This window comes from Salmonella bongori NCTC 12419 (genome assembly GCF_000252995.1).
Taxonomy (GTDB): domain Bacteria; phylum Pseudomonadota; class Gammaproteobacteria; order Enterobacterales; family Enterobacteriaceae; genus Salmonella; species Salmonella bongori.
The window spans coordinates 1,269,245-1,287,314 of record NC_015761.1 but is presented as its reverse complement, the minus strand read 5'-3'; the positions used below and the strand labels follow the sequence as shown (position 1 = coordinate 1,287,314).

Below are 18,070 nucleotides of genomic sequence, written 5' to 3'. Positions count from 1 at the left end.
CCGGCACACGCTTCTCAGTTTTCGCAGCTAAAAGCGCCGGTCTGAAGTACCGGCGCTTTTGTTTTTACTTAGTCAGCGATTTCGTTTTCCTGGCGGACCTGATTCGCCCATCGCTGTGCGGATTCCGGCACGCTAAAAGCAGGCGACCGTTGAAATGATTCCCCTAACAGAACAAAGGCAACATACTTACCGCGCAGTATCCAGACATCGCGAAACGCATCCATTTTTATCGCATGTTCCGGCGGTGCGGGTTCAACACGCGGAATATAGCTAATAATCCGGCGATTTTGCTGGCGAAGAGGTTTCATCATTAATGCTTCACTAAAAGGCCAAGGCTAAAAATCAGAAAAGCACTATTTTAGCCGATTTTCACCGCCGGCGTCCTGCCATTTCCCTGTCGTGCCTTTTCTGCCGCCCCGCTTCCCCCGGCATAATGGCCGAAATGTTCTATAGTTAGAGTGATTTGCCCCCTACCACGCCCATTTCAGTGATGAAAGCAGGAGACGAGTTCAATGTCGCAGAATGAGAAAGCCCCCCATCAGTCACCGGTACATGATTCCCGTGAATCTCAGCCTGGACTGGATGCCCTGGCGCCGTCAGACGGTTCACATCGGCCCGCGTCGGAACCAACGCCACCGGGCGCTCAACCTACGGCTCCCGGGAGTTTAAAAGCCCCCGGGACCGTGAATGACAAGCTCACCGCCCTCGACGCCTTTCGTAAAGGCAGCGAAAATTATGCACTGACCACCAATCAGGGTGTGCGTATTGCAGACGATCAAAATTCTCTTCGCGCCGGAAGCCGCGGCCCTACGCTGCTGGAAGATTTTATCCTGCGCGAGAAAATTACCCATTTTGACCATGAGCGCATCCCGGAGCGGATCGTTCATGCCCGCGGATCTGCGGCACACGGTTATTTTCAACCGTACAAAGACCTGAGCGATATTACTAAAGCCGCGTTTCTGTGCGATCCGGGGAAAAGCACCCCGGTTTTTGTTCGTTTTTCGACGGTTCAGGGCGGGGCCGGGTCCGCCGATACTGTGCGTGATATCCGCGGGTTTGCAACCAAATTTTATACCGAAGAGGGTATTTTCGATCTCGTCGGTAATAACACGCCGATCTTTTTTATCCAGGACGCGCATAAATTCCCGGATTTTGTACACGCCGTTAAACCCGAACCGCATTGGGCTATCCCGCAGGGGCAAAGCGCGCATGACACTTTCTGGGACTATGTTTCCTTACAGCCTGAAACGCTGCACAACGTGATATGGGCAATGTCGGATCGCGGCATTCCGCGCAGTTATCGGACCATGGAAGGGTTCGGCATTCACACCTTCCGTCTGATCAATGCGCAAGGGAAAGCGACCTTTGTCCGTTTCCACTGGAAGCCGCTGGCAGGTAAAGCCTCTCTGGTGTGGGATGAGTCGCAAAAACTGACGGGCCGTGATCCGGACTTCCACCGCCGGGATCTGTGGGAAGCCATTGAGGCAGGCGACTTTCCGGAATATGAGCTGGGTCTACAGCTCATTGCAGAAGAGGATGAATTTAAGTTCGACTTTGATCTGCTCGATCCGACTAAACTCATCCCGGAAGAGTTGGTACCGGTACAACGTGTCGGCAAAATGGTCTTAAACCGTAACCCGGATAACTTTTTTGCTGAAAACGAACAGGCTGCATTTCATCCGGGACATATTGTTCCCGGCATTGATTTTACTAACGACCCGCTGTTACAGGGCCGCCTGTTCTCTTATACCGACACGCAAATTAGTCGCCTGGGCGGACCAAACTTCCACGAAATTCCGATTAACCGCCCAACCTGCCCCTATCACAACTTTCAGCGCGATGGTATGCACCGGATGGATATCGACACCAATCCGGCAAACTATGAACCGAACTCTATTAATGATAACTGGCCGCGAGAGACACCTCCGGCGCCAAAACGCGGTGGTTTTGAGTCATACCAGGAACGTGTGGACGGCAATAAAATCCGCGAACGCAGCCCCTCTTTCGGTGAATATTACGCGCACCCTCGCCTGTTCTGGCTAAGTCAGACCCCGATAGAGCAGCAGCATATTATTGACGCGTTCAGCTTTGAACTGGGTAAAGTCGCCCGCGCGTATATTCGGGAGCGGGTGGTCGATCAGTTAGCGCATATTGATATCACGCTGGCTCAGGGCGTCGCGCATAATCTCGGTTTTGAACTCACCCATGAGCAAACACAAATTGCCCCGCCTCCTGATGTCAACGGTCTGAAAAAAGATCCGGCGCTCAGCCTGTATGCGGTGCCAGACGGTGATGTTAAAGGCCGCGTGGTCGCTATTCTGCTGAACGACAAGGTTAACGCCGCCGATCTGCTTACCATTTTGCAGGCTTTAAAAGCTAAAAGCGTCCACGCAAAACTGCTCTATTCACGGATGGGTGAAGTGACAGCTGATGATGGTTCAACATTAACTATTGCGGCAACCTTTGCTGGCGCGCCGTCGCTAACGGTCGATGCGGTAATAGTACCGTGCGGCAATATTGCCGATATCGAGAGTTGCGGCGATGCCCGTTACTACCTTCTGGAAGCCTACAAGCATCTGAAGCCCATCGCACTGACAGGCGATGCCCGACAGTTTAAGACGCTTTTAAACATTGATAGCCAGGGGGAAGAAGGTCTTGTTGAGGCAGATAGCGTTGATAACCACTTTATGGACACCCTACTGACGCTTATGACGGCGCACCGAGTGTGGTCTCGCGCGGGGAAAATTAACACCATTCCTGCATAAGCGGCAAAAAATGCGGCGCAGATATGCGCCGCAAACTCAGGAGCTAAATATCAAGAAAACTGCCAGGACGATATCCACGTTGCGCAATCGCCGCTTTGAGTGACGCGGACGTCAATACATCCAGTTCAGTTAAGCGGGGGTAACAATAGGCACTCTGGCGAATAATGTTGTCAACAAACGCCGGGTGACACATTACCTCCAGAGAAGCATCCCCCCGGTTCGCCGAAGTATCCAGAATGCGTAAAAAACGCGCTTCGGAAATCTCTTCGCCGTAAAACTCACTACTAAATCCCTGCGTAGTGCGCAAACCTGACGGCAAATCGCCTGCGTTGATCGCCACCTGGCGATCAATACGCAGCGCAATCCCGCGTTGCTTCGCAAAATGGGCGACGATGGGAAAGAGTTGTGGGAACATATGCACATGATGATGACTGTCGAGATGTGTTGGTTCCCGGCCAAACAATGCGATGAAGCGCTGATATTGACATGCCAGTTCGTGCGCGATTTCATCCAGCGGAAGCGTATCCTCTTCCGCCATCTGCCAGATCCATTTTCCCAACAGCCCCTCTCGCGTCAGGCCCGGCATATCTGATATTGGCTTGCCTAACGTCAAAACAAAATGCATTCCCACCCCCAGCGCGGGCAGCTCGCGGCTAAGTCGCGCCGCATGGTCAATGGCCTCGCCATTGACCAGCGCGGTGGTGGAGGTCACAACGCCGTTGCGATATGCTTCAACAATGCCATAATTTTGTCCTTTACTCAGGCCAAAATCATCAGCATTCACAATCAACACGCGTTCCATAGCCACCTCTGTCAGTGTTGCTTACCTTTCAACGCTTCAATGCAAGCCGTAAAATTAGGCAACCATTTTTCATGCGCCAGGATTAACTCGCGCGCCAGCACTTCCGCATCACGGTCAGAATGGACCAGCGGACTCAGGTTAAGCGCCAGCAGAACATCATTAAAGTTTCCGCTCAACGCCGCATTGCTGGCCGCGATCTCAAACCCTTTAATGGTATGAATAAGACCCAGCACTTTCTCGTCAAAACGGGTGATGCGTGGGTGTGGCGTCGCGCCATTACGCCCCAGAATACAGGTCATTTCTACTGCCCAGTCCGCCGGGATATTCTCTACATGACCATGGTGCGGAATATTCACATAATGCTCAGTCTGTTTGTCATTATAAATAGCGTTAATGACTTCACAAGCTGCATCGGAATAATAAGCGCCGCCGCGTTGCTCAAGCTCTTTCGGTTTCACGTTCAGCTCAGGATTTTTGTACAGGTCGAAGAGTTGTTTCTCCACCTTTTGCACAACCTGCGCACGCGCACCGCCTTTATAATATTCGCCCATTTCAATAGCCAGCATCTCTTTTTGTTTGAAGTAATACAGCAAATAAGAGCACGGCAGCATGTTTAGCGAACGAATCAATCCTTCACTAAACGGCAGATCAAAGATGTTTTTTACGCTTGACGCTTTCAACTGACCGGACGCCACGCCATCCAGTAATTCTGCGAACCGTGAGGTGCCGTTCACCAGCACATCTTTAATAAAGACCATATGGTTTAGACCAAACAGATCAATAGAAAGATCGTCGTTCTCATTCAGCGCAAGTACGTCATGAATAAACATCTTCATGCCAACAGGAATGTTGCATACGCCGATGAATTTTTTAAAGTTGGTATGGCGATACACCGCTTCTGTTACCATCCCCGCCGGGTTAGTAAAGTTAATGACCCACGCATTCGGACATAATTCTTCAACATCTTTAATGATGCCAAAAATAACCGGAATGGTACGCAGCCCTTTAAATAAACCGCCTGCACCATTGGTTTCCTGCCCCAGGTAGCCGTGGCTAAGCGGGATACGTTCATCCAGTTCGCGAGCTTTAAGTTGACCTACACGCAGTTGCGTCGTGACAAAATTGGCGTCTTTCAGAGCTTCCCGGCGATCCAGCGTCTTATACAGTTTGAGTGGGACCCCTGCTTTATCAATCATTCGCTGACAGAGGTCAAAGATGATGTCCAGCTTCTCTTTTCCATCCTCAACGTCAACCAACCATAATTCGGTAACCGGTAATTCATGATAGCGTTTAATAAAGCCTTCAAGTAATTCAGGGGTGTAGCTGCTCCCGCCACCAATCGTGACGACTTTTAATTTCTGGCTCATAATATCTCCCTTCAGTGCAATACACTGATATGTACTACGCTACGCCCGGGCGAGGATAATAGCATGGCGTTCCCCTCGCTACTGGGCAAGCGTGAAATATGGTTAATCGGGCAAACCGTTACTAATTAATTTCCGTCAATCGTTTACGATAACTATTGGGCGTAAATGAGGTCATTTTCTTAAACGTTTTAATAAACAGGCTGGGACTACTATATCCGGCTTCATAAGCAATATCGGTGACCGAATAGTTAGTCATTTCCAACTGTTTTTTGGCAAAATTAATGCGAATCTCATTTATGATTTGCATCGGCGTTTTACTGTAATAACGTCGGGTGGCTCGGGTCAGATACTCCTGGGATTTTGCCGACAGACGCACCATATTTTCCAGCGCATTTTCGCCAAACTGCGTTTTATCATGCATTATCTCGACGGTTGCTTTCAGCCATTGTGGAATATCATCATATACCTGCTCTTCACGGTAATGGCGCAAGCGGTTAATAATGTAAAACGTTACTACTTCTATAAACTCGTCGAGTCCGTTGCCACGGAAATTCAGCGAAGCAATGACGGTTTCAATATAGGTGAGGAAGGTGCTGTTCGCCCGATACACCTGCGACGCCACAAAACAAAACGGTAATAACGGAAGATAATGCTGTTCAAAAAAACGTTTACTGATTCCTACATTCAGAATACGCGTTGCGCCGAACTCATAGAAACTTTGGTGATTTGATCCTACCGGGATAAAAACAAAATCTCCACGCTCCAGCAGCACGCGCTTACCGTTGATCTCCTGGTAATAACGTCCGGTTAATACCAGGGTAAACTCATAGTAATCGTGCTGATGCAGCCCGGTGACGCTTTCCGTCTTGTTATAGATAAACACATGAAAATTTTTGCCATTGAAGAGCTGCTGCTCATAAACGGTTTTGATTTCCGTCGCGTTAACCTGTAGCTGCATCATCCGCCCCCTGTTATTTCAGCTTCTCATGGAGCTCAATCAACTCGGCGATCAGTTCGCGAGCCAGCATTGACGTCATCAAATGATCCTGAGCATGAACCAGGACCAGACTGACTTTCATTTTACCTTCGCCCTGATCGCCTTCAATCAGTTTTGTCTGGACGAGGTGCGCTTCGTTGAGTGCGATACGCGACTGGTCCATCATCGTTTTCGCCCCTTCAAAATCACCTTCTTTCGCTTTTCTGAGTGCGCCGTACGCCAGGCTGCGCGCCTGACCGGAATTGATGATGAGCCCCATGACGACTTCTTCAAGCTCTTCAGCCGCTGTCTGGCTATCAACAACATTTTCAAGATCAAACATAGTCTTTCCTCTTATTCAGCCCGGCATGGCATCCCATGCCGACGCGGCGTTTAGAATTTCAGTGCATTAGCGATATCTTCTTCGCTTTCTTCTTGCTCAATGGCGTTCTGCGCTTTGTTGGCAACCACCACGAAGGGCAGATAAATAAGGGTGGCAATAACCAGGTTAAACAAGGCGACCAGTAACGCGGCGACACTGCCATTGGTGTTAAAGAACGCCCCCAACCCGGTTGGCATGGTCCACGGCGCAATATTGGTAATCGGCGGGATAATACCCAAATAATAAGCCACCAGCGTAATTGCCGCCAGAATAGGCTGTACCAGAATGAATGGGATGAACATCACCGGGTTCATAATAATTGGCAAACCAAACAGGATAGGCTCGTTAATCTGGAAGATACCGGATGGCAGCGCCAGTTTGGCTACCTGCCGATAGTCCGCGCGACGGGATGCCAGGAAAATAGCGATGATCAGACCCAGCGTTGCGCCGCTACCACCGAGGAAGATATAAGAATCCAGCATCGGTTTCGCCCAGATATGGAACGTTTTACCGGCTTCCAGTGCCGCATCGACGGAGCCATACTGCTGGTAAATAGAGATGTTTTCCAGGGCCCAAGGCGTCATGATGCCGCTGTCCAGCGCAGTCAGCGCCAGCGAACCATGAATACCAAAGAACCACAGCAGCGGTACAAAAATGACATATGCCCACCCCACTACGCTACCCAGCGATGCCAGCGGCGTCGAGATCGTATCCATAATAATCTGATGGAAGTTCGAGCCGTAATTAGACAGAGCCCAGGAAATAACCCCCATCACGGAGAGAATAATAAAGCCAGGAATTAACGCCGAGAATGAACGGGACACCGAGGCCGGTACGCTATCCGGTAGTTTAATAACCCAGTTGCGCCGGACGATAAATGTGAACATCTCCGCAACGACCAGACCAATAATAATACCGGAGATAATATTCGCGCCGCCCAACCAGTTAGCGCCTACAGCGTAAGCTTCACCTACGCTATACGGCGTTACGGTCATAAACGCCGCTACAGAGAGTAGCCCGGCAGCCAGCGCGTCAACCTTACGCTCCTCCGCCAGCGCCATGCCGATAAAAAACGGCGCCATGAGCGACATAATGCCCAGTGTGCCGTTATAGACGTTCCCGCCGATGCCTTTCAAACTATTAAGTGTTTCAATGGTTGAAGCATCCAGCCGAATGCCCATAGAATAAAAAAATGACCCCTCCCCAAAGCTCAGGAATACATTGTTAATTAATACAAACATTGCCCCCGCAAGGGTTAATGGCATTAAGCGAATAAAGCCGTTTTTGATTGCATTAACGTGTGGCTGCTTTCCTATTCTTATAGCAAAAGGAAGGAGTACCTTTTCAAGTGAAGCAATGACGTTACTCATAGAAAAATACCCTTAAATACCGCAATAAAATATTGCGGTTAGTGTATGAAATAACTCTTTGACGGGAAAAATTAAAAATAATTAATTAGCGGCGGCTTTTTTAATTGCCGCTACCGCAGCTTTAAGCACACCTAAACCATCTACCTTGCCGTACAACATTGAATCAATCACTTCGACCGGTTTACCGGGTAATAAACGCTGAATTTCGGGTAACATGTAGGCAATCTGTGGACCTAACAGCACAACGTCCGCGGACGGGCCTTTTTCACCGGCCAGGGTTTCAGGAAATGCTTCAATAATCACCGGCACTTCATATTTTTCAGCCTGCGCGCGCATTTTTGATACGAGTAACGACGTTGACATGCCCGCAGAACAAAACAGATAAATGTGTTTCTTTTCCATAAAAACCTTCCTCATGTGCGATTATCTGTCAGCCAGATATTCCGCAAGCCTCAACCTGCATCCATACTCTGGGCGACTTGCGTAACCGAATTTACTTTTTTAGGTGGCTGAAATGAGTATACGGGATCGGACCGCCGGATGGTATTTCCTTGACCCACTAAATTGTCTCTCATTGACCTGGCGTTATGACCCCCCTCACATTTCAGGTAAATAATTCGCGATAATAAATAAGGTTATTGCGGACAAAAAAAAACCGGCCTGGCGGCCGGTTTCCTTGAATGCACAGGCAAAATACAGTTGTTACTGCTTCGGTGCCTGTGGGTCAGTATCGTATTCGGCACAGGTCTGATAGCCGGAGTTAATCACGTGTCCAGTATCATCCAGCGCGACAAAATAGGTTTCCGCTTTACCATCACGTTGACCCAGGATGTAGGTCTGACAGGTACCGCGCGCATGAATCATGCTCACTTCAGATGAAGGTTTACCCGCAATCTGCGCAACCTGCGCCCTGCTCATTCCTTTTTTAACATCTTTAACGACAGGCTCAACAAATTGATCTTTTGTACGATCGTACGCCGTACAGCCTGCCAGCATAGTCATTACCGCCGCTGCGCTTAAAATTCCTGCTATGTTCTTGTTCATTTTCCGTCCTCTTGTTTATCAGCGTGTTATGTAAGCCTGGAATACATCAGAACATTTTTCAAGCCGCGCCTTGTCACAAAAAGCCTTTAGGAAAATTCCATAAACCCCAGATATGCTGTTTTACTCGCCGCTTAGCCCGGCACACCTTGTCGTTTCAGCAGCAAAGGGTTAGCTTTAACAGAGTAAAAAATACATTTTCTACTGTCGAAGGGGGCCAGATGACATTGCAGCAAGAGATAATCCAGGCGCTTGGCGCAAAACCGCATATAAACCCTGAAGAGGAAATTCGCCGCAGCGTGGAGTTCCTTAAAACGTATCTGAAAACTTATCCCTTCCTGAAATCTTTGGTCTTAGGCATCAGCGGCGGACAGGATTCAACGCTGGCGGGGAAACTAAGCCAGATGGCTATCTCCGAGCTGCGGGAAGAAACAGGCGATAACGCGCTGCAATTTATCGCCGTTCGCCTGCCTTACGGCGTACAGGCTGATGAACAGGATTGTCAGGATGCCATTGCTTTTATTCAGCCGGACAGAGTGCTGACTGTCAATATTAAAGGCGCCGTCCTCGCCAGTGAGCAGGCGTTGCGCGAAGCGGGGATTGAGCTAAGCGATTTTGTGCGTGGCAATGAAAAAGCCCGTGAACGAATGAAAGCGCAATACAGTATCGCAGGTATGACTCACGGCGTGGTAGTCGGCACTGACCATGCGGCGGAAGCGATAACGGGATTCTTCACCAAATATGGCGATGGCGGTACCGATATTAATCCTCTTCACCGCCTTAACAAACGCCAGGGCAAACAGCTTCTTGCAACGCTGGGCTGTCCTGAGCACCTGTATAAAAAAATCCCCACCGCCGATTTAGAAGACGACCGCCCGTCATTGCCTGATGAAGCTGCGCTGGGCGTCACCTATGACAATATTGATGATTATCTGGAAGGCAAAACGCTGGAACCCGCTACCGCTAAAATTATTGAAAGCTGGTATATAAAAACTGAACATAAGCGCCGTCTACCGATTACGGTATTCGATACCTTCTGGAAAAAATAAGCGTCCATCTTCTGCCGTGCCGGATATCATTCGTCTATCCGGCACGCGCTTAACGACAGCCTCTTTTTTCATCAGGCATTCGCTGTTATACTGGATGAATAACCAGTTAATGGAGAGCACTGTGGTACGGCGTCAGTCTGCCCCCCGTCTTGAGTTCGAAGCGGCGGCTATTTACGAATATCCAGAACATTTACGTCCTTTTCTCAGCGAATTACCCGCGTTACCGGGCGTATACGTGTTTCACAGCGAAAGTGATACGCTGCCGCTTTATATCGGTAAAAGCGTGAATATTCGCAGCCGGATACTTTCGCATTTGCGCACGCCTGACGAAGCCGCCATGCTGCGGCAGTCGCGGCGGATAAGCTGGGTTTGTACCGCCGGTGAAATGGGCGCTCTGCTCCTCGAAGCGCGGCTAATCAAAGAGCAACAGCCGCTGTTTAATAAGCGGTTACGGCGTAATCGCCAGCTTTGTTCTTTACAGCTAAACGAACATAAGATTGAGGTGGTCTCCGCTCGCAATGTCGATTTTTCCCATGCGCCGAATCTTTTTGGACTTTTCGCCAATCGTCGGGCGGCGCTGCAAAGCTTACAGAACCTCGCCGATGAGCAAAAATTGTGTTACGGCCTGCTGGGGCTTGAACCGTTAAGTCGTGGGCGCGCCTGTTTTCGTTTTGCCCTAAAGCGTTGTGCCGGCGCCTGTTGCGGACAAGAGAGCCCCCAGGCGCATTTTCTTCGTCTGCAGGCATCGCTGGAGCGTTTACGTGTTGTTTGCTGGCCCTGGAAAGGCGCCATCGCGCTAAAAGAGAGCCGCCCGCAAATGACCCAGTTTCACATTATCAACAACTGGTTATGGCTGGGGGCTGTATCCTCTCTGGAAGAGGCCACTACGCTGGTGCGTACGCCTGCCGGTTTTGATCAGGACGGCTATAAAATCCTCTGTAAACCGTTAATGTCAGGTCAATATGACATCATTGAACTGGATACTGATTGTCGCCGCTCATAAAGAAAACCGCCGATCCTGTCCACCTCAACAACGATATGGTTGACAAAACCGACGGTCTTAAATAATGCGGGAAATTATTCCACCGCAGCTGGCATTTTACCTTCTGGTGCCGAACGTTCTGTCAGACGCTTCTCAAAGTTAGCGTTATATTGTTTTTTCTGTTCCGGCGTCAGAACGTTATAAATTTTATTCTGGGTTTCCATATGCGCCAGCATATTGGCCTTACGCTGCGCTTCCATTTTCGTAATTTGCGCTTCTGCTTTAGCTTTATCGAACGTATCGCTGGCAATAATATCATGCATGGCGCGACGTTCTTCCAGCGGCGGACGTTTCATTTGTTCGCGCTGCGCTTTCATGATGTCGCGGATCTGTTGCTTCTGCGCATCCGTCAGGTTCAGGTTTTTGAACATCATATCGTGTTGCGGGCCAAACTTACCTTTATGTTGCATCATTGGCTTTGCATCCGCTGGCGCTGTGGCCGTGGTCTCTGCCGCATGCGCCAGATTCGCAGCCCCCATCGCCAGGGTAGAGGCAACAAACAGAGCAGTCAGTTTACGCATATTTTAATCCTTCCTTTCAGTTATTTTTACGGCATTTTTATAACAGTGCCGTGTTGTCGTGATTAACTTTAGCCGCCTTAGCGTCAATTAGTCATAACAACGGTAAAACAATGAAAGTATAAAAAACACTTTTTCGCCAATTGTGAAGAAAAAAAGAATAAATTGCGCAGAGTTGAAAGAGAAATATACAACCATATGATTTAGTAGAGATTATGAAGAAATATAACGCATCAGCGCATAGTAATAAAGCAAATCTCCAGGAATAATCTGCAATAGAAAAGCATGTCTGAAATAATCCCCACAGCCAGAATATCAGGCTGCAGGGAAATTATCAGGGAAGCTTTTCTAACATTAATCCCGCGCGCAATCCGCAGGCAACAGCGGGATTAGGGAAGAGCACATATTCTACGTCGTGCGTTACCGTCACGCGCTTATTTCCCTCTTCTGCCAGCAACGTGCCTTTTGCAAAGGCGGTAAAATTCAGCGTTTGCGCATCCATATAAAGCACAAAATTATCGCTGTGACGCGTGATTTGCGATACCACCCGATACCGCTGCGGCGGCGAAGACAAGAATGGTGTCACGAGGCCACCCAGCAGTGCTGACAACGCCCGGGAGGTAACGGTGAATTGCGTCAGATCGTTTTGCCCAAACGGCAGTGCCTTCCCTAACTCCAGCGTACAGGAAAGCGCGCCGAAATGTTCAGAGCTAAAGTGCGTAAATGTACCGCCAGGCGCCTGATGAAATACCAGCGCTTCCAGCCCCGCCGCGCCCAGCCATGCCAGAAAATTCGCATCCCACGGCGAGTCGCGCTGCGGCAGTACGCCGAAGCGCAGATGATATGAACCCCGAATAGCGGTATGCAGATCCAGATGCCAGCGAACCTGCTCTTGTCCGTGTGAAAAGAATGTCTCCAGACTTAGCTCCAGTTCACGCGCCCGCCGCGTTTCACCGCTTTCGACAAAGGACTGCCACTGTCCACCAAACATACGGTTCATATCACTGTGGCAATAGCGCTTTCCCGCTGCCAGCGCGGGCGGATTCCCCAACACCACCAGCACCCGCCATGTCAGGGAAATACTGCCGCTATACAAGGCCGATAACAACATGTCCAGTATTTCCACCGGCGCGGTTTCATTGCCGTGTACGCCCGCAGAAAGAATCAACGCCCGATCAACCGGGACATCCGGCGTCAGTTCGAGCAGGCCATGCCCTAACCAGCGCCAGCGAAAATCGCCGGCCTTCCCCTGCGTTTCCGGCGGCGTCATTCCTGCTAGCGTCAACGCCAGAAAGTTATCCATTTACCGCCCCCGTCTGCTGGAAAGGATAAACCGACCCCAGGTCAAGCAGTCGCGTTAATGTATCCAGAGCCTCACGACCTTCTCGCAGCAATAACGGGTCGGCAAGATCGGCGGCTGTCAGCCGATCGCGATAATAACGATCCGCCCAGGCGTTGAGAGCGGCAAACAGGCTGTCATTCATCATTACCGCCGGGTTCACCGCCTGCCGTTCGTCTTCTGTTAACACGACACGTAATCGCAGGCAGGCCGGACCGCCACCATTCGCCATACTTTCGCGTAAATCAAACACCTGCATTGCGCTGATCGGATTATCCTCCGCCAATATCCTGTTCAGATAGCGCCAGACGCCGGTATGCTCCTGGCACTCCTGGGGGACCACTAACAGCATTGACCCATCGTCACGGCTTAGTAACTGGCTATTAAACAGGTAAGTCGCTACGGCATCCGATATGGAAACCTCGTCGGCAGGTACCTCTATCGCCATAAAACCGTCAACGCGTGTCCGTAGTTGATTTATTAAAATTTCCTGTCTCGCAAACGCTGCTTCGTGACAAAACAGAACCTGGCGATTCGATACGGCGATGACATCATTGTGAAATACACCCCGATCGATAGCCTCCGGATTTTGCTGAACGAAGATAACCTGCTGCGGATTAACCTGATTAAGGCGCGCCACAGCCTCGCTGGCTTCACGGGTCTGGCGTGCCGGGTAACGGGTGGGCCGCGTGTCGTTTTCCTCTTCACGCCCATAAACAAAAAGCTGCACGCTTGCCGAACCATAGTCGCCGCCAAGACGGTTATGATTCGCCGCGCCTTCATCTCCCAATAAAGCCACCTGCGGCAAGGCTCTGTGCAGCGAAAATCGCTCTTCATCACGAAATATAGCGCGTAGAAGTGTTTCGGTGAGCGGCGCCTCAAGGGAACGATGGAATTTATTGTTTAAATTCGCCACCGTCAGGTGAACTTTCCCATCCAGCGCGTCTGCGGACGGACACACCGTCGCCGCATTCGCTACCCACATTGGCGAAGCGGAGCTCACGCTGGAAAGCCAGCGCGGTGCCTGACGTGAAACTTTGTCCAGAATCTGCTCATCGCTACCGCTGAAACCGAGTTGACGCAACGCAGGGATAAAAGGCCGCTCATGCGGTGGGATTACGGCCTGAGGGAATCCGGCATCCGCCAACGCTTTCATCTTTAACAATCCCTGCTTCACCGCCAGGCGAGGATTTGATACCTGAAAACGGTGGCGAGTCGACGCCTCATTGCCGAATGATAGTCCGGCATAATGGTGAGTGAGCCCCACCAGTCCATCAAAATTGACTTCATACGCCGTCATACTACCTCCCGGTGAGAAAAATCGAGCCCGGGGCTGAGCGTATCGGGTAATGTGAGTTCGGGAGCTTCCACACTGGCCATCGGCCAGGCGCAATAATCGGCGGCATACCAGGCGCTGGGCCGATGGTTGCCGGACGCGCCGATACCGCCAAACGGCGCAGTGCTCGCCGCCCCGGTGAGCGGCTTATTCCAGTTAACGATCCCTGCCCGCGCCTCCAGCAAAAGCTGCTCGAACTGCGCGCGATCCGGAGACACCAGCCCGCACGACAGCCCAAAACGGGTATGATTCGCCAGGCGAATCGCCTCATCAAAATGATCATAACGCCAGACGTTCAATAGCGGACCAAACACCTCTTCATCCGGCACATCTGCCACGCCCGTCAGTTCAATGATGCCCGGCGTAAGCAGGGAGGTTTCCTCTTTAATCTTCCGCGGCGCCAGTAGCGTGCGTCCGCCCAATGCCTCTCGTTGACGCCAGGCATCAATCACCTGCCCCGCGGCCTGTGCAGAAATCAGGCCGCCGATAAACGGCTGCGGTTCGTCGTCCCACCGGCCTGGCTGCAAGCGCCCTGCGACATCCACCAGCCGCGCCAGAAACGCATCGCCCTGCGCTCCCTGTTTCACCAGAAGCCGTCGTGCGCAAGTACAGCGCTGTCCGGCAGTAATAAACGCCGATTGCAACGTCAAATGGACCGCCGCATCAATATTTGCCGCGTCCTCAATAATAAGCGGGTTGTTTCCCCCCATTTCAAGGGCCAGGATTTTTTCCGGCTGGCCGGCTAGCTGACGGTGAAGCTGATAGCCGGTACCGGCACTGCCGGTAAACAGCAGTCCGTCGAGATCGTCGAGCTGACTTAGCGCTTGCCCGGTCTCCCGCCCCCCCTGTACCAGATTAAGAACACCTGCCGGTAGCCCCGCCCGTTCCCAGAGTTTGATCACCACCTCGCCGGTCCACGGCGTTAACTCGCTTGGTTTGAAGATAAGCGTATTGCCTGCCAGCAGCGCGGGGACTATATGGCCATTCGGCAAATGGCCGGGAAAGTTATAAGGACCAAATACCGCCAGTACGCCATGAGGACGATGGCGTAACGTCGCGGCGCCATCGGCAAGTTCGCTTTTTTGTTCACCTGTTCTGGTATGGTAAGCCTTAATAGAGATAGCGATCTTATTCATCATCGCCGTTACCTCCGTCGCGGCTTCCCAGCGCGGTTTACCCGTTTCACGCGCGATAACTGCCGTGAGCTCGGTCTTATGCTCCTCCAGCAGGGCGGCAAACTTTTCTACAATAGTCTGCCGCGCCGCAAAAGGTTGTCTGGCCCAGGCGGGAAACGCCGCGCGCGCTGCCTGACAGGCCTCGGCGACCTGCGCCGCCGCCGCGTCATTACCTTGCCAAAGGCGCTCTGCGCTCACCGGATTCGTTTTGCGGCGGCGCTCGCCCTGACCGATGACCCAGCTGCCATTTATCCATAACGTCATACCGTTTTCTCCTCTGCACAAAGACGTACCAGTCGAACGTGGTCGCCCGCGCGACATTTCAGCCCATCTAATTGCGCTGCGGTAAGTACGAGCCGTGAAGTCTGCGGATCGGCGCGCACCAGCGCGGCCCGAAAATGCTGATAATTTTCGTTAGCGACCAGACATGCCGGATAGTCGCCAGGCGCAGGTTGTCCCTCAGCGACCTCCACCAGTCGGCTTTTGCGAATAGCCCGCACACGGTCAATATCACACTCCAGCGTCGGTCCGCCATCGAAGATATCGATATAATGGCGATAGCGAAATCCCTCTTTTTCCAGCACCGCACGGGCTGGTGCCGTTTGCGGATGGACTTCGCCAATCACGGCCTGTGCCTCTTCCGATAAGAAATGGGTATAAATAGGATGTTTAGGCATCAGTTCGGCGATAAACGCTTTTTGTCCGGTGCCGCATAAAAAGTCAGCGCGACTGAAATCCATAGAAAAAAAGCGTTTGCCGAGACTTTGCCAGAAGGGAGAATAACCGTGCTCGTCAATGACGCCGCGCATTTCCGCCACCACTTTCTCATTGAATTTTTCGCGAAATGCGGCCATAAACATAAAGCGCGATTTTGACAGCAAATAGCCATTGCCCTCTTTACGCCATTCAGGATCGAGAAACAGCGTGCAAAGCTCACTGCTGCCGGTGTGATCATTACTCAGGAACAGCGTTGGCAGCGCGTTGTACACATTCAGCTCTTTGGAGGCATGAACCAGCGTACCGACACGATAGTTATACCAGGGATCATTAAGGCCGACCGCGACCTCAATGGCGCAGATCCCGCCGACATCACCCGTTTCACTGTCTTCGAGAACAAATACATATCCTTGTTCGCCTTTTGGCAACTCGCCGGACCAGGTTTTTAGCGCACGTTCAATGCGGGCCGCCAGCGTCGCTTCATTTGCCGGCAGCGAGGTTAAGCCGCCGCCCGTTTTGCCTGCAAGCTGCATCAGCGCGGCGATATCCGCATGTTCGACAGGACGAATCACCCGCATGATGCGCCTCCCGTCTGAAGGCGTTCGCATGCCAGGGCAAAACGATCAAGTCCTGTGGCTATCTCCTCATCACTCACATTTAATGCCGGCGCAAAACGTACCACGTCGCCGCCGGCGATAAGCACCATGACGCCTGCTTTTGCGGCCTCCTGAGCGATGAGTTTGGCCTTCCCGGCAAACTCCGCCTGTAGCACACAGCCAAGCAGCAGCCCCAGCCCGCGAATCTCACTGAACATGCTAAAACGTTCATTTATCGTATTTAACCGTTCAATAAACGCATCGTGGCGCTGCCTGACGCCGTTTAGCATCTCTGGCGTATTGATGATATCCAGCACTTTTCCGGCGACTGCCGTCGCCAGCGGATTACCACCGTAGGTGGTACCATGAGTGCCTGGCGTCATGACGCTGGCATAGTCCTGTGTGGTCAGCATTGCGCCGATCGGAAAACCACCGCCCAACGCTTTTGCCGTCGTCAGGAGATCGGGTATAACGCCATAATGCATATATGCATACAGCTCGCCAGTGCGCCCAACGCCCGTCTGCACCTCATCAAAAATCAACACCGCATGATGCCTGTCACACAATTCACGTAGCCCCTGTAAAAACGCTTTTGTGGCAGGGATGACACCGCCCTCGCCCTGCACAGGTTCCACAATTACGGCACAGGTATTGTCATCAATGAGCGCACTGGCAGAATTCAGATCGTTATAGGCCGCGTGACGGATATCAGGCGGTAATGGCGCAAAATCCTGTGAATACGCCGGTTGGCCACCAGCGCTGACGGTAAAAAGCGTGCGACCGTGGAATGCGTTTTTAAAGGCCACGATGCCGCTTTTATGGCTGCCGAAACGATCGTGGGCGTATTTGCGCGCCAGTTTCAACGCCGCTTCGTTCGCCTCAGCGCCTGAATTACAAAAGAAAACGCGTTCGGCAAAGGTAGCGTCGATAAATTTTTTCGCCAGACGCAGAGCCGGTTCATTGGTATAGCCATTCCCCGTATGCCAGAAGCAGCTCGCCTGTTCATTTAACGTCTCGCGCAGCACAGGATGCGCATGTCCCAACGCATTGACCGCTATCCCACCAGCAAAATCAATGTACTCTTTTCCCTGCTGATCCCACAAGCGTGAGCCTTCTCCGCGTACGGGAATAAAAGGCGCGGGAACATAAACCGGCACCATCCATTCATCAAAGTTTTCACGCGTAACTGACAGAGACATAGCGACCCCTTTTAGTAAAAATAAGGTTATTTATATGTTAAATAATATGGGTGTTTGCGCTGTAAATGTAGATTGCAGCGTTCGTGCCAGCCAGCATTAAAATTGCATAAACGGAGGTGATAAACGATTAATCAACAGGTTACAGCGTAGCGATATTCACCTTTACCGCATAAAAAGTGCATATTCCCGCATAATCGTTGGCTTAAGAGAGGAAAAAGCGAAATATTATTCAGTTGCCAAATATAATTCTGGAATTGTGATCTTATACGAAATTTACTGGAAATTTCCGCCCCATTCTGGTGCATCTGCGCTCAAACAGAGCCGTTTTTGCCCCCACACCCCCCCAAACGCTTCAATAGGTGTACTCTGACGATGAGAAGCAGTCACCCGGTAAAA

Annotated in this window: 17 protein-coding genes; 3 read left to right on the top strand and 14 right to left on the bottom strand. The window is 51.3% G+C overall.

The annotated features are described in order from the left end of the window. Positions 1-68 precede the first annotated feature (68 nt). Entirely contained in the window at positions 69-311 is a 243-nt protein-coding gene (gene cedA, locus SBG_RS06110) for a cell division activator CedA (protein ID WP_000977513.1), read from the bottom strand. 201 nt (positions 312-512) lie between these two features. On the opposite strand from cedA, the gene katE reads away from it, so the two are divergent. Then, positions 513-2,765, top strand: coding sequence for a catalase HPII (gene katE / locus SBG_RS06105; protein WP_000081155.1), 2,253 nt, complete (start codon positions 513-515; stop codon positions 2,763-2,765). 43 nt (positions 2,766-2,808) lie between these two features. Here the strand turns inward: katE and chbG are convergent, their stop codons facing one another. The 7 genes from chbG to osmE form a co-directional block, all read right to left on the bottom strand. Further along, positions 2,809-3,567, bottom strand: coding sequence for a chitin disaccharide deacetylase (gene chbG / locus SBG_RS06100; protein ID WP_000442742.1), 759 nt, complete (start codon positions 3,565-3,567; stop codon positions 2,809-2,811). Between the two features lie 11 nt (positions 3,568-3,578). Next, complete coding sequence (locus SBG_RS06095) at positions 3,579-4,934, bottom strand: 6-phospho-beta-glucosidase (RefSeq protein WP_000078768.1); 1,356 nt, start codon at positions 4,932-4,934, stop codon at positions 3,579-3,581. A gap of 121 nt (positions 4,935-5,055) precedes the next feature. Beyond that, positions 5,056-5,895 (bottom strand): transcriptional regulator ChbR, encoded by an 840-nt coding sequence (gene chbR, locus SBG_RS06090; RefSeq protein ID WP_000983394.1) that lies wholly within the window; start codon positions 5,893-5,895, stop codon positions 5,056-5,058. Positions 5,896-5,905: 10 nt separating this feature from the next. After that, a complete protein-coding gene (gene chbA / locus SBG_RS06085) occupies positions 5,906-6,253 on the bottom strand; it encodes a PTS N,N'-diacetylchitobiose transporter subunit IIA (protein WP_000459885.1) in 348 nt (115 codons plus the stop codon). A gap of 50 nt (positions 6,254-6,303) precedes the next feature. Next, on the bottom strand, positions 6,304-7,662 hold the full coding sequence (gene chbC, locus SBG_RS06080) for a PTS N,N'-diacetylchitobiose transporter subunit IIC (protein WP_000073001.1): 1,359 nt from the start codon (positions 7,660-7,662) through the stop codon (positions 6,304-6,306). 81 nt (positions 7,663-7,743) lie between these two features. Next, the gene (chbB, locus tag SBG_RS06075; RefSeq protein ID WP_000412168.1) at positions 7,744-8,064 is read right to left on the bottom strand and encodes a PTS N,N'-diacetylchitobiose transporter subunit IIB; all 321 of its coding nucleotides are present in this window, start codon (positions 8,062-8,064) and stop codon (positions 7,744-7,746) included. A 300-nt stretch (positions 8,065-8,364) separates the two neighbouring features. Further along, entirely contained in the window at positions 8,365-8,706 is a 342-nt protein-coding gene (osmE, locus tag SBG_RS06070) for an osmotically-inducible lipoprotein OsmE (protein WP_001038667.1), read from the bottom strand. A gap of 218 nt (positions 8,707-8,924) precedes the next feature. Between osmE and nadE the strand changes: the two genes are divergently transcribed. Together nadE and cho are read left to right on the top strand one after the other, a co-directional pair. Continuing rightward, positions 8,925-9,752, top strand: a complete 828-nt coding sequence (nadE, locus tag SBG_RS06065; protein WP_000174991.1) for an ammonia-dependent NAD(+) synthetase — start codon at positions 8,925-8,927, stop codon at positions 9,750-9,752. 121 nt (positions 9,753-9,873) lie between these two features. Further along, complete coding sequence (gene cho / locus SBG_RS06060; protein ID WP_024134997.1) at positions 9,874-10,755, top strand: excinuclease Cho; 882 nt, start codon at positions 9,874-9,876, stop codon at positions 10,753-10,755. A 74-nt stretch (positions 10,756-10,829) separates the two neighbouring features. Here the strand turns inward: cho and spy are convergent, their stop codons facing one another. From spy to astC, 6 genes are all read right to left on the bottom strand, one after another. Then, positions 10,830-11,315 carry an ATP-independent periplasmic protein-refolding chaperone Spy gene (gene spy, locus SBG_RS06055; RefSeq protein WP_001228994.1) on the bottom strand — a complete coding sequence of 162 codons (486 nt, stop codon included), beginning with the start codon at positions 11,313-11,315 and terminating at the stop codon, positions 10,830-10,832. 331 nt (positions 11,316-11,646) lie between these two features. After that, entirely contained in the window at positions 11,647-12,615 is a 969-nt protein-coding gene (gene astE / locus SBG_RS06050) for a succinylglutamate desuccinylase (RefSeq protein WP_000368436.1), read from the bottom strand. Continuing rightward, positions 12,608-13,951, bottom strand: coding sequence for an N-succinylarginine dihydrolase (gene astB / locus SBG_RS06045; protein ID WP_000127917.1), 1,344 nt, complete (start codon positions 13,949-13,951; stop codon positions 12,608-12,610). The genes astE and astB overlap by 8 nt, the downstream gene beginning before the upstream one ends. Continuing rightward, complete coding sequence (gene astD / locus SBG_RS06040) at positions 13,948-15,426, bottom strand: succinylglutamate-semialdehyde dehydrogenase (RefSeq protein ID WP_000177339.1); 1,479 nt, start codon at positions 15,424-15,426, stop codon at positions 13,948-13,950. Before astD ends, astB begins: the two co-directional genes overlap by 4 nt. Beyond that, positions 15,423-16,457: an arginine N-succinyltransferase gene (gene astA, locus SBG_RS06035; protein WP_001263886.1), complete on the bottom strand. Its 1,035-nt coding sequence runs from the start codon at positions 16,455-16,457 to the stop codon at positions 15,423-15,425. Before astA ends, astD begins: the two co-directional genes overlap by 4 nt. Further along, positions 16,448-17,674, bottom strand: a complete 1,227-nt coding sequence (astC, locus tag SBG_RS06030; RefSeq protein WP_000059518.1) for a succinylornithine/acetylornithine transaminase — start codon at positions 17,672-17,674, stop codon at positions 16,448-16,450. Before astC ends, astA begins: the two co-directional genes overlap by 10 nt. Positions 17,675-18,070 lie beyond the last annotated feature (396 nt).